The 13,566-nt window shown below is 34.6% G+C and carries 12 protein-coding genes; 11 read left to right on the top strand and 1 reads right to left on the bottom strand.

All coding sequences use genetic code 11. The features are described 5' to 3' along the window. The first annotated feature begins 4 nt into the window (after window positions 1-4). The 10 genes from RTL21_RS02520 (at window position 5) to RTL21_RS02475 (ending at window position 10,833) form a co-directional block, all read left to right on the top strand. Window positions 5-475, top strand: a complete 471-nt coding sequence (locus RTL21_RS02520) for a PTS sugar transporter subunit IIA (RefSeq protein ID WP_312093154.1) — start codon at window positions 5-7, stop codon at window positions 473-475. 44 nt (window positions 476-519) lie between these two features. Further along, complete coding sequence (locus RTL21_RS02515) at window positions 520-834, top strand: PTS fructose transporter subunit IIB (protein WP_312092998.1); 315 nt, start codon at window positions 520-522, stop codon at window positions 832-834. Between the two features lie 13 nt (window positions 835-847). Beyond that, on the top strand, window positions 848-1,936 hold the full coding sequence (locus RTL21_RS02510) for a PTS fructose transporter subunit IIC (RefSeq protein ID WP_312092996.1): 1,089 nt from the start codon (window positions 848-850) through the stop codon (window positions 1,934-1,936). 72 nt (window positions 1,937-2,008) lie between these two features. Then, window positions 2,009-2,860, top strand: a complete 852-nt coding sequence (locus RTL21_RS02505) for a class II fructose-bisphosphate aldolase (RefSeq protein ID WP_312092994.1) — start codon at window positions 2,009-2,011, stop codon at window positions 2,858-2,860. Window positions 2,861-2,884: 24 nt separating this feature from the next. Next, the gene (locus RTL21_RS02500) at window positions 2,885-3,784 is read left to right on the top strand and encodes a ketose-bisphosphate aldolase (RefSeq protein ID WP_312092992.1); all 900 of its coding nucleotides are present in this window, start codon (window positions 2,885-2,887) and stop codon (window positions 3,782-3,784) included. Between the two features lie 273 nt (window positions 3,785-4,057). Further along, window positions 4,058-7,021: an EAL domain-containing protein gene (locus RTL21_RS02495; RefSeq protein WP_312092990.1), complete on the top strand. Its 2,964-nt coding sequence runs from the start codon at window positions 4,058-4,060 to the stop codon at window positions 7,019-7,021. A 239-nt stretch (window positions 7,022-7,260) separates the two neighbouring features. Beyond that, a complete protein-coding gene (locus RTL21_RS02490) occupies window positions 7,261-7,584 on the top strand; it encodes a PadR family transcriptional regulator (RefSeq protein ID WP_312092988.1) in 324 nt (107 codons plus the stop codon). Further along, window positions 7,577-8,137, top strand: a complete 561-nt coding sequence (locus RTL21_RS02485) for an HAAS signaling domain-containing protein (RefSeq protein WP_312092986.1) — start codon at window positions 7,577-7,579, stop codon at window positions 8,135-8,137. Before RTL21_RS02490 ends, RTL21_RS02485 begins: the two co-directional genes overlap by 8 nt. Further along, window positions 8,130-8,921, top strand: a complete 792-nt coding sequence (locus RTL21_RS02480) for a DUF4097 family beta strand repeat-containing protein (RefSeq protein WP_312092984.1) — start codon at window positions 8,130-8,132, stop codon at window positions 8,919-8,921. The genes RTL21_RS02485 and RTL21_RS02480 overlap by 8 nt, the downstream gene beginning before the upstream one ends. Before the next feature lie 226 nt (window positions 8,922-9,147). Beyond that, window positions 9,148-10,833, top strand: coding sequence for a methyl-accepting chemotaxis protein (locus tag RTL21_RS02475; protein WP_312092982.1), 1,686 nt, complete (start codon window positions 9,148-9,150; stop codon window positions 10,831-10,833). Between the two features lie 99 nt (window positions 10,834-10,932). Here the strand turns inward: RTL21_RS02475 and RTL21_RS02470 are convergent, their stop codons facing one another. Further along, window positions 10,933-11,643, bottom strand: a complete 711-nt coding sequence (locus RTL21_RS02470; protein ID WP_312092980.1) for a GntR family transcriptional regulator — start codon at window positions 11,641-11,643, stop codon at window positions 10,933-10,935. A 214-nt stretch (window positions 11,644-11,857) separates the two neighbouring features. Between RTL21_RS02470 and bglA the strand changes: the two genes are divergently transcribed. Then, a complete protein-coding gene (gene bglA, locus RTL21_RS02465) occupies window positions 11,858-13,297 on the top strand; it encodes a 6-phospho-beta-glucosidase BglA (RefSeq protein WP_312092978.1) in 1,440 nt (479 codons plus the stop codon). The last annotated feature ends 269 nt before the right edge of the window (window positions 13,298-13,566 follow it).

Here is a 13,566-nt window from a genome sequence, read left to right as displayed (position 1 = left end):
GGACATGAGAATAGAAGAATTGGATTTTAATAAGGTTGTAACTGAAGACCTTATAGACTTAAATTTACAAGGAACTACGAAGGAAGAAGTACTTAGTCAGTTAACCGATTTATTATTTGAAAACGGCTGTATATCTAATAAAGAAGGATTTATAAAGGACGTGATGTTTCGCGAAAATGAAGGAGTAACAGGTCTTGAAAAGGGGGTAGCCATTCCTCATGGTAAATCTGAGCATGTATTAAAGACTTCCATTGCAATTGGTAGAACAAAAACATTTGTAGAATGGGAATCACTAGATGGGAATCCAATTAATATTATTATCTTATTTGCGGTCAAGGATTCTGATAGAACAACTATCCATATTAAACTATTACAAAAGGTCGCTGTCTTATTAGCAGATGAAGAGACAATTGGTAAGTTTCAAACACTTCAAACGAAGAGTGAATTTTTAAAGGTATTAACTAAAAATGAATAAGGTAAGAATCTTGCAAAATACTTTTTTACTGGAGGAGGATTAGTATGAATATTGTTGGAATATCTGCGTGTACTTCTGGAATTGCCCATACGTATATTGCTAAAGAAAAATTGATAAAAGCGGGTCAAGAATTGGGGCATAAGGTTCGAATTGAAACGCAGGGAACGATAGGAATTGAGGATGAGTTAACGGCTAAGGAGATTAAGGAAGCAGATTTAGTAATAATTGCTGCCGACATTAAGGTTAGTGGTAAAGATCGATTTACAGGAAAAAAAATAGTGGAAATACCAACACATATTGCGATAAAGGCACCAAAGCAACTATATCAAAAGATTGAAGCTGAGCTAAATAAACAGTGAGGAGGTCTATTATATGCTTAAGAAAATGCAAATAAAAAAGCATGCTTTAACTGCAATTAGCTACATGCTACCACTTGTTGTTGCATCAGGACTACTTATTGCGATTGGCAATCTTACAGGTGGTTCGGTTATTGAAGATTATAAAGCTTCATTCGATATTCCCTCAGCTCTTGTTTCTTTAGGAGTCCTTGGAATGGGCTTACTAGCACCGGTTATTTCAGGAGCAATAGCATATTCTATAGCTGATCGTCCGGGTATAGCTCCAGGGTTATTAATGGGGTTAATAGCGAATGCGATTGGAGCAGGATTTTTAGGTGGAATGCTAGGTGGATTTATTGTTGGTTACTTTGTCTTATTTTTAAGAAAAAAATTAAAAGTTCCTAAGTGGGCAGAGGGCTTAATGCCAATGATGATTATACCTTTAATATCGAGTTTGGTTATCGGATTACTTATGTTTTTTGTACTTGGAGTTCCAATCGTGTGGGCAACAGAAGGTTTAACTTCCTTTTTAACAAGTATGCAAGGTTCTATGCGATTTGTATTTGGAGCGATATTAGGTGGAATGGCGGCATTTGATTTTGGCGGTCCAGTTAATAAAGTAGCTTCGTTGTTTGCAGATGGTTTGTTATTAGAAGGCATATATGAGCCAGAGGCTGTAAAAATATTAGCATCAATGGTTCCTCCTTTTGGTGTAGCCATTTCATGGGGACTTTCTAAATTATTCCGTAAGAAAAGGTATACAAAAACAGAAGAGGATAATATTAAGATCGCTCTGCCAATGGGAATATGCATGATTACGGAAGGTGTCATTCCAATTGCAGCAGTAGACATTGTAAGAGTTGTAGCATCCTGTACGATTGGAGCAGCTATTGGGGGTGGATTCTCTATGATGTGGGGAGTAGGATCTCCTGTACCATCTGGCGGTATGTTTATTGTGCCTGCAATGACACATCCAATTCTATTTTGTATGGCATTGCTTATTGGCTCATTCATTACAGGAATCATGTTGTTTTTATGGAAAAAAGAACCTGCTGTGGAAATAGAAGAAACTTCAAGCGAAGAAGAAAAAGTTGATCTATCAGATATTAAAATATCTTTTTGAAAGAGGAAACCTAAAGATTTTATCTAGTTTGATAGAGAGGTAAAGAGTAATTTTTGAAGGAGGAGAACCTGAATGTATGTTTCAATGAAGGGGATGCTTTCTCGAGCCAATCAGGGAAATTATGCAGTAATGGCAATTAACTGCTTTAACTTGGAAACAGCAAAGGCAGTGATTGGAGCTGCTCAGGAGTTAAGAGCACCAATTATTATTGATTTATTACAAGAGCATTTAATTCAGCATTTAGGAAGTAAGTTGTTGACAAGTCCAATTATAGAAATGGCAAATGCAGCAAGTGTGGAAGTTGCGATTAATTTAGACCATGGGCAGGATATTGGGTTTGTGAAGAGGTGTTTAAAAGATGGATTTTCAAGTGTCATGATGGACGCTTCTTCTTATCCAATTGAGGAAAATATTAGAATAACAAAAGACATGGTAGAATTTGCACAAATATATGATGCAAGTGTAGAAGGAGAAATAGGCAACATTGGTTCTATTTCTAGTAATCATATGACTGATAATGAGATGTATACGAATCCTGAGTTGGCAATTAAATATGCAAAGGAATCAGGAGTAGATGCGTTAGCCATTTCTTATGGTTCTAGTCATGGGGATTACCCTAATGGTTATATTCCAGCTTTCCATTTTGATATTTTAGAAAAAATTAAAAGGGAAACTGGTATACCTCTAGTTCTTCATGGAGGATCTGGATGTGGGGAAGAAAATATAAAAAAATCTGTTTCTCTTGGTATTAATAAAATTAATGTTGGCTCCGATTTTTTTAAATCACAGTTAAATAGTATAAGAGAAAACATGAATTCTAATGAATTAGATTACTTTAATATTATTCATCAGACTATCGCCGCGGGGAAAGATTTAGTGAAATATTATATTCAATTGGCAGGATCTGAAGGAAAATCATTATAAAATTGTGGAAAAGAGGGGAATAGTATGTTATTAAATATGAAGCAATTATTAGAAGTTGCGCAAAAACATCAATTTGCAGTTGGGGCATTCAATGTGGCGGATAGTAATTTCCTTAGAGTGGTAGTAGAAGAGGCGGAAAGCAATAATTCACCAGCTATTATCGCTGTACATCCAACTGAATTGGATTTTGTAAAGGATGAATTCTTTTCATATGTGGTATCAAGAATAAAGAATAGCCATGTCCCATTTGTGCTACATTTAGATCACGGTGGAAATTTGGATGATATTATGCGGGCTATTCATGTAGGATTTAGTTCTGTGATGATAGATGGCTCATTGCTCCCGCTAGAAAAAAACATTCAATTGACGAAACAAATTGTTGAAGTCAGCCATTCGCTAGGAGTATCAGTGGAAGGAGAATTAGGAACAATTGGTAATACAGGTACCTCGGTCGAGGGAGGGGTATCTGAGGTAATTTATACAAGACCAGAAGATGCGCAAGAATTTGTAGAAAAAACAGGGGTAGATACATTGGCTATTGCAATTGGAACTTGTCACGGTATTTATCCAAAAGATATGAAGCCAAAGTTAAGAATGGATATTTTGAAAGAAATTAAAGAAATTGTCGACATTCCGTTAGTGTTGCATGGGGGTTCCGCTAATCCAGATGAAGAGATTGCAGAAGCTGTTCAAATTGGCATTCAAAAAGTGAATATTTCATCGGACTATAAGTACGCTTTTTATAAAAAGTGCCGTGAAATTTTGGCCGAAACAGAGCTGTGGGATCCAAACGCAATTTATCCAGCGTGTATTGATGCAGCTAAAGAAATAGTAAAATATAAAATGAATTTGTTTCAATCCATTGGAAAAGCTGAGACTTACAGAGAAGAAAACGTGATATCGTGGCGTGGAGAATGGGTATAGATTGAAAAAAAAGGGGGGGAGGTATCCTCTCCTGATTTTTTCATAGCTAAATCTACAATTTCTAACTCCAATTACCCCCTCTAATTTCTTCCAAATAAACTGAATAATCTTATGTTTTCCTATCAATCCCTTTATAATATAGTTAAATAGAAGTAGGGGAAATATTCTATTTCCAAATATTAGTTAGCTGTGAACTGTTTGTAATTTGCAAATTTTATGATATCTTACAGTAAAGAACAAGAAACGAAACGATATAAGAAAGAGGAGGAAAAAGTGAGCAGATTAAAGGATTTCATGCAGAAATTTAAAAAGGATGAAATAAGTCATCCTGATTTTACTAACTATGATCATGCATCTGCCCTTAATGCTGATACCTTTCGAGCCCTTTACGATAATCATCCAGATGCTGTTTTTTTGTTGAATTTAAAAGGAAATGCTCTTGATTATAATAGCTCAGTCAAAAAAATCTTTGGATATAGTGATGAAGATCTTTCTGGAAGCTTTCTAAAGTTTTTTGATCAAAAAGATATGGAGAAAAGGGAAATATATTTTAAAGGTGCCCTAAATGGTACTGCACAAAACTATCATGCTGTCATTTTTCATAAAAATGGTGATTCAATTGATGTAGATATAACATATATTCCGATGATAAATAAGGATAATGAAGTGATTGCTATTTATGGAATGGCTAAGGATATTACGCTTTATAAAAAAAGTACGAGAGATCTTGTGCAGATAAAAGATAATCTTGAATTATCTCAACAAGTTGCAAATTTTGGAAGTTGGGAATATGACATCCTAAACGATGAATGGTATTGGTCGAAGCAGCAATATAAAATATATGGACTCAAACCAGATGAAATTGTCCCAAATCTCGGAAAAATCCTGCAATTTATCCATCCAGAAGATCGTGAAAATTTTGAACAAACATATCGAAATGCAATTAAGCTGAAGCAAGACTTTAAACAGGAATATCGAATTCGACGAAAAGATGGGGCACTTCTCTATGTGGTAGAGGAAGCCAAATTAATTCAAGATAAGAAAAAAGATACCCTTAAACTTATTGGTACGATTTTAGATGTTACATTAAGGAAATTAGCGGAGCAAAGGCTCAAAGAAAATGAACTTAGATATAAAAATATTTTTGATAATTTAGAAGTTGGAATTTGGTCTATTGATGCAAAGAAAGATCAACTATTATTACATTCACCTGGTATGGAACATGTATTAGGTCATCCAATGGAAGAAATAAACAGTCTTGATTTTTATAAGAATATTATACATCCTGAGGATTTACCTATATTTATAAAACACCATCAGGATTTTTTCCAGAAGGGGATTCCTTTAAAAAATAATTATCGAATTTATCAAAAGAATGGTTCGATTAGATGGATACAGGATCAAGCGATACCAGTATTCGATGAAAACGGAGATCTAATTAGATTGGACGGGATTTTCACTGATATAACAGAATATCGAGAAGCGGAAGAGGTTATTAAGCATCTTGCCTATAATGATTATTTAACCAATATACCAAATAGACGAAAATTTGATGAAAAAATAGATTCATTAATTGAGGAATGCACTGCAAATAATACGAATTTCTTCCTTTTAAATATGGATTTAGATGCTTTTAAAAATATAAATAGTTCATTGGGAAGTAGAATTGGTGATCAATTATTGCAAGGATTTGTCCAAAGAATTCAAAGGATAGTAAAGCAGCCCACTTTCTTTGCAAGAATAGGAAGTGACGAGTTTAGTATTTTGCTTGAGGATAGCCCCCTTTCAGAAGCCCCAGTGAGATTGGCAAATGAAATAATTAGTCAGCTTCAGCAGCCATTTTTTATTGATCGCTATGAATTATATGTTACAGCAAGCATTGGGATTAGCTCCTTCCCGTCGAATGGAGAAACATCGGAAGAGTTACAAAGAAATGCAAATGCGGCTTTATTTCGGGCCAAAGAAAATGGAAAAAATAATTTTCAAATCTACTCCTCTTCTTTAAATATTGAGTCCTATAAACTATTTACGATGGAAAGAGACTTACGAAAGGCAATAAAGAATAATGAATTTTTCGTATATTTTCAGCCAAAGGTCCATGCGATTACCAATAAAATAGTAGGGGCAGAAGCTTTAATACGTTGGAAGCATCCAGAGTGGGGGATGGTATCACCGAAGGATTTCATATCCATTGCCGAGGAGAATGGCTTCATCATTGAGATAGGGGAGTGGGTATTAAAGCAAGTATGTCAGTATTTGAAGACTTGGGAACAAAGTGATTTACCATTGGTGCCAATTTCCGTGAATATATCGCCAAAGAGCTTTTTACGGAAGGATTGGACGACCAGTGTTTTAAATATTATAAATGACTGGAAGGTGAATCCTTCTTTATTAGAGTTCGAAATTACCGAAACTACCTTGCTTCATCACAATGAAATGGTGCAAAACTCCATTGAGTTTTTGAAAGAAGTAGGAATAAAAGTATCTTTGGACGATTTTGGAACGGGATATTCTTCCTTAACCCATCTTGAAAGATATCCGATTGATACGATTAAAATTGATAAATCTTTTATCGGGAAAAAATTAAATGAACGCTCAGAAATGATTATAAAATCTACACTTTTTCTGGCAAAAGGGTTGAAAATGACCGTTGTTGCAGAAGGAGTGGAGACAATGGAACAATTAGAGTTTTTACAACAGCAAGGATGTGAAATAATCCAAGGTTATCTATTTAGCAAGGCTGTGTCTGAACCGGATTTTAAAGATTTGCTCAAGCAAGAAATTCTTTATCCTGCTAATACGGATGAATTAGTGAATATTAAAAATAGGAGAAAATATAATCGACTCCATTTATCGTTCCCATTAAGTGCAGAAATGACACTAATCTTTATAAATGGCCGTAGAGTGAATCTTGGGAAAACAGAAGTGCTAATTAAAAATATTGGTTATGGAGGCATAAAAATATTATCAACTTTAGAGCTTCCAGTTAGAGCTGATTTTATCTTACAGTTTGAGGCTACTATAATGAATCAACAGGTAAAATTAAACGGAGTGATTGTTTGGAAACAAGAGGATAATGATATTTACCAATATGGAATCAAGTTTCATGTGAATCCTGAAGAAAAAGAATCTTTAGTCCAATTGTTAAATAAGTTTTCCAGTGAATTACGCAAGTCTCCTGTAATTGAAGGATGTAATTTTATTCAAGAGAATGAAATTACTTATTTGAAAAAGTAGAATTTAAAAGGGTCATCGAGATATTTTCTCTTTGGTCCTTTTCGTCTTCAAAGATAAATAATCAGCCATTAGCATTTCCATGCCATCTAAACAAATAGATACAGGGAAATAGTATATTTTTTATATAGTACCTTGCAATAAACAATACTGAATGTTATATTATTATTGTGTAGTAATGGTTTTGCAACAGTACTGTTTAATGTAAGGTACTGAGCGATGAATATAGGTAGGTGGAAAAGGTGAATGTACAGTTTAAAAAAGGTGTATTAGAGTTATGTGTGCTTGTACTTTTGGATAAAAAAGATCGCTATGGTTACGAGTTAGTTCAGAAGATATCAAATCAAATTGAAATATCAGAGGGTTCCGTTTATCCATTGCTAAGAAGGTTAACAAAGGAAGAATATTCTACAACCTACTTACAAGAGTCAACAGAAGGTCCTTCACGTAAATACTATAAGTTAACGGACAAAGGAAGAACCTATCTTTATGAGCTTATTGCGGAGTGGAATGAATTTTCTACTGGTGTGAATCAATTAATAAAAGAAGGTGTGAAAAATGACTAAAGACCAATTTTTTAAACAGTTACAGGCGGGATTACAAAAGCTTCCGGCTGAAGAAAAAAAGGATATCCTGCATGATTATGAAGAGCATTTTTTTATAGGGATGGAAGAAGGTAAAACAGAGGAAGAAATTGCGCATTCTTTAGGATCTCCTCAGCAAATAGCAAAAGAGTTATTAGCCACTTACCATCTTGAAAAGGTAGAAAACACGATTTCAACAGGAAATATTTTTCGAGCGCTATGGGCAGTGATTGGTTTAGGATTTTTTAATCTTGCTATTGTTCTTGGTCCCTTTATTGCATTAGTAGCGCTTATTGTATCAGGCTGGGTAGTTGGAGCATCTTTTATCCTTTCTCCGTTACTTGTCATTTTCGATAGCGTATTACAGCCAAGTGGATTTGCACTTTTCCCATTGTTTATGTCGCTTCTACTTGTAGGATTGGGAATATTTATAGCGATTGGCATGTTCTATCTAACTAAATTTTCCATGAAAGGGTTTGTAACCTATTTGAAGTTTAATGCTAAATTGGTGAAAGGTGGCTTAAAGAATGACTAATTTAAAAAAATTAATGATAACTGGGATTGTCCTAATTATAATAGGCACTTTAGGTAGTTTTCTTACCTTTCGTGATAATGGAATAGATATTGCAGAGGAAAAAGTGTTCAAAGAAAGAAACATTACTGCTGTAGAATTGGAGTCAAATAATGCAGCGGTTGAAATTATACCTACTACAGATCCGGAAACAAAAGTAGAGGTAGTTGGAAAAGGTACTAAAGATACAATGACAAATTTAACTGCAAAGGTAGATGGAGAAACACTGATTGTAAACTTGGAAGAAAAACAGATTGGTTTTATTCATCTTGATTTTGGCTCCCTTACATTAAGGATTGCATTGCCTGAGAAACAATATAAATCAATGATCATTAATAATGATAATGGAAAGATTAATATAGCAAATCTAGGTGTTGAGCAGTTAAAAGCAGAAAGTAATAACGGCCGAATCGAAATGAAAAACATCCTATCAAAAAAAGTAGAAGTTAATTCAGATAATGGCAGAGTATCGTTGGAGCATGTAATTGGTAGTATTAAAGGGAAAACCAATAATGGGAAATTTTCTATACTAACAGCTGCTTTAGATCAACCAATAGAGTTAGAAACAAATAATGGAAGCATCGAGATTGAAACAGAGAATGAACCCACAAACGTAACCTTTGATGTCCATGTCGATAACGGTAGCATTAATATTTTAGATAAATATAAAGGAAGTACAGTGATTGGCAATGGAGAAAATCTAGTGAAATTGACAACGAATAATGGGAAAATTCATGTGTTGAAATAGTAAAGCCATCTAAAAAAAAGACAACTTTTACACAGAAGATGTCTTTTTTTTGTGTGTTATTTTATCTATTGAAAGCTCATTAGAAAAAAATTTTAAAAAAGAAAAATGACACCGGATACAAACTATATATAAATTCAATGTTTCCGATATATATAAAGTATATAGTTAAAAAAGAATCAAAGACAAATAGCTATGAAAAAGCAGAATAGAAACACAGGGGGATAAGATGAAAATAAAATATCAACTAGCACTCATTTTCTTCATTTTAATTATATCTATGCTCGGAATAGGATTTTACAGTAATGGCAGCTTACAAGCTTTAATAACATATAGTAAGGAACTAACAGCTGCAAAAGAAATGCAGCGTCTTGTTACGCATTTACAATATCGCATTGCTGGAGTCTCTAATGATGAACGAGGCTTTCTTCTTACAGGAAATAAGGAATACATGGACGGAATTAGTGAAAAAAAATCGGATATCAATGATACATTAATAGAAATGGAAAATTTATCGAATTATCGTGTGTATGAAGAAGATATCCAAGTATTTCATACTAGTCTTCAATCGTATTTAACGACAAGTGATCAAGTGCCAGAGGTTTTTAGCGAAGACAAAGCTTCTGCAGAAAAACTTCATTTTGAGGATTTACGTACATTGCGAAAAGAAGTACTGGATCCAGCTGTGAATGAATTAGTGGAGCACATCAATCAAGATGTTCTTTTAATTGAAGAACAAAATGAAAAAAATAATGAACTAACAAAAATGATTTTAATTATCATCATTATTATTGCAACAATTTTAAGCATCGTATTAGGGTTTATTTTACTTAAGTCTATTTTGGGCCCGTTAAATAAAATAAATAGTCAATTGCAAAATATTGCATCTGGTGAAGGGGACTTAACACAAAGAGTGAAAGTAAATGGGAAAAACGAATTTGGTCTTTTAGCAAATTCGTTTAATGCATTTGTTGGATCTCTTCAAACGATGATAGGCAGTGTAGGGGAAACTTCCAAAAATGTAGCACTAGCATCCGACGAATTAGCTTCCAGTATGGAACAATCAACAGTAGCTGCCGAGCAAGTTGCAAATGCTGTTCAAGCCATTGCGGAGAATGGGAATAAACAAGATACACTTACGCAAAATAGTTTAATAGAGGTTAACAATTCCTTGGATAATATTAAGAATGTGGCGAATACTGCTAGCCAAGTTGCAAATGAATCACTGCTTATTAAAAGTAAAGCTAAGGATGGAGAATCAGCATTGGCAGAAATGCAAACGCAAATGGGGACAATCCATTCATCCGTTGATCTAGCAGGAAATGGATTGAAATCTCTTGTTCAGAGTACGAATGAAATCATCCAGGTGTTAACTAGCATCGAGAATATTTCGAATCAAACGAATTTGCTGGCGTTGAATGCTTCGATTGAAGCAGCTAGAGCCGGTGAGCATGGAAAAGGGTTTGCAATTGTTGCAGAAGAAGTAAGAAAACTATCGGAGATGACAAGTGGTTCCGTTAATCAAATTCATACACTTATAAGCTCTATTCATAAACATTCCGATTCTACGGAGAAAAATATGTCTTTAGTGAAAGATAATGTAGAGTCTGGAATAAAATTATCGGATACAACAAATGAACATATAAAAGAAATTCTAAATCGCATTGAAGCGATAACGGTTCATATTGAAAATATGGCGGAAACGACACAAGAAATTACAGCAGAGGTTCAAGAAGTTCAAGAGTCAGTTGAAGAAATCGCTCATACTTCTCGTGAAACATTAGAAAGAACAGAGAGTGTTGCGGCAGCAACAGAAGAACAAACCGCTTCCTTCCAAGAAATTTCAAGCTCTGCAATTGCATTATCTAAAATGTCAGAGGAACTGCGGTCTTTAGTTTCTAGATTTAAAATTTAGGAGAAAGCTCTCTTTCTTTATAAATGTAACTTTCTTAAAAATAAAAGAGGAGCACTATTAATTGTGACTCCTCTTTCATTACCTCTAAGACAAATTAAATTAAAAGAAGTGGCTATTTGCCTGTATAAAAAACTGGGATTGCTGGTAGTTATAAGTGACTTTTGAAAAGTCAAAGGGCTGTCCATTTGTTAAATGAAAGATGCTTTCTACTAGTAATTTAGGGGCATCTTTTTCTAATCCTAAATAAGCTGCTTCTTCCTCACTTAACTTGTCCACATGTAAATAGACATCCGAAAAGCCAACTTTTAATCCTAATCCTTCTGTTATGTAATGAAAAATTGATTCAGAAACGATTTCTTTATTTAAATAGGTAATGACGGACTTATTATAGTAGGATTCCTCAAGGCAAAGGGTTTGCCCGTTTATATAGCGAATTCTTTTTACATAATAAACATCCTCTTGAAAATCCATGTTTAAATTGAACGAAACTTCTTCTGTAGGCTTTCTTACTTCTAGCTCGATTATCTTTGAAGTGAGCGCATAATCCTCTAAATCCTTTTTAAATCCTTGATTAGAAAGTAAACTGATATAGCCTTTTCGATTTTGTCTTCTTACAAAAATACCGCTACCTCTTACTTGAAAAATAATTCCTTTTTTTTCTAATAGTTCTAAGGTTTTTATAATCGTGCTTTTACTGACACCGTATTGATTCATTAAAGTTTCAATAACCGGTAGCTTACTTCCTTGCTTCAGTTTATGTGCTTCAATATATCTTTCTATTTCTACTGCAATTTGCTGGTATTTTAACATATAGATACCTCGATTATCCTTAAGCTTTATAGCTGGATTATAGCATATATGGTAAAAAAACTCATTCATATTAATTAGGTATAAAATAATTGTATTGTGTTTTTATTATTATACCGGTACAATTATAATGTGAATGTAAGATTATGATGAAAACGTTTGGAATAAAATAAGCGTATAAACTATTTGGTCAGATAGATTAGAAGGAGGAAAAACAATGAGTAAAATGCCAAAAGATTTTTTATGGGGTGGCGCATTAGCTGCACACCAATTCGAAGGCGGCTGGAACCAAGCTGGCAAAGGTCCAAGTGTTGTAGATGTTATGACTGCAGGTGCCCATGGTGTGCCAAGAAAAATAACGGACACAATGGAAGAAGATCAATTTTATCCGAATCATGAAGCAATAGATTTTTATCATCGATACAAAGAGGATATTGCCTTGTTCGCAGAAATGGGCTTAAAGTGCTTACGAACCTCGATTGGATGGAGCAGAATTTTTCCAAAAGGAGATGAATTAGAGCCGAATGAAGAAGGATTACGTTTCTATGATCAAGTATTTGATGAATTATTAAAATATGGAATTCAGCCAGTTATTACGCTATCCCATTTTGAAATGCCATTACATCTAGCTAGAGAATATGGTGGTTTCAGAAATAGGAAGGTAGTCGATTGTTTTGTGCGATTTGCAGAAGCATGTTTCCGTCGCTATAAAGATAAAGTGAAATACTGGATGACATTTAATGAGATTAATAATCAAATGGATGTATCTGGTCCACTATTCTTATGGACCAATTCAGGAGTAACAGTAAAGGAAGGGGAAAATGCAAAAGAAGTGATGTATCAAACGGCACATCATGAATTAGTTGCCAGTGCCTTAGCTGTGTCCATTGGGAAAAAAATAAATCCGGATTTTCAAATTGGTGCAATGGTATCCCATATTCCAATCTATCCGTATTCTTCTAATCCAGAGGATGTTATGTTAGCAGAAGAAGAAATGAGACAACGCTATTTCTTCCCAGATGTACAAGTCCGTGGATTCTACCCGAAATACGCTTTAAAGGAATTTGAACGAGAAGGCTATTCTATTACCTTTGAGCCTGGTGATGAAGAAATTTTAAAAAATGGGACAGTTGATTATTTAGGATTTAGTTACTATATGTCTACCACAGTGAAGAGTGATGTGACAAATAATAATGCAGGGGATATTGTAAACGGAGGATTACCGAATGCAGTCGAAAATCCGTATATCAAATCAAGTGACTGGGGCTGGTCCATTGATCCAACAGGTCTTCGTTATGTGTTAAATCGCTTGTATGATCGCTATCAAATCCCATTATTTATTGTGGAAAATGGTTTTGGAGCTATTGATACGGTTGAAGCGGATGGAGCTATTCATGACCAAGAAAGAATCGAGTACTTAAAGGCTCATATTGAAGCGTTAGAAAAGGCTGTAACGTATGATGGGGTTGATTTGATTGGATATACTCCATGGGGAATTATTGATATTGTCTCCTTTACAACAGGTGAGATGAAGAAGCGTTACGGAATGATTTATGTTGATCGCGATAATGAAGGAAATGGGTCGATGAATCGTTCGAAGAAAGACTCTTTTTATTGGTATAAGGAAGTCATTCAATCGAATGGGGAAAAGCTGTAAAAATTGAAAAAGTGGGGAAGGGGAGTTGAAGTTCCTTCCCCACTTTTTCTAAAAGGTCTTTTATTTAGGCTGTTTTCGTAAAGTTTGTTGCTATGACCCGCAGCCTGAATACACTTCGCTTTCCGTGGGGCTCGCGCTAAAGCCGCGGTCTGCCTTTGGCCTGCAGGGTCTCAGGCTGTCTCGCTAATCCCCGTGGCGTCTACGTGTATTCAGGCTGCTCAGTTTTCCTCATTAATTGGTTTTTTCTATTGAGAAAGCAACAATCTTTT

Origin of the sequence: Niallia sp., assembly GCF_031978665.1 — a bacterium.
In the GTDB taxonomy this organism is placed as follows: domain Bacteria; phylum Bacillota; class Bacilli; order Bacillales; family Cytobacillaceae; genus Niallia.
This window is presented reverse-complemented; position numbering and strand designations above follow the sequence as displayed.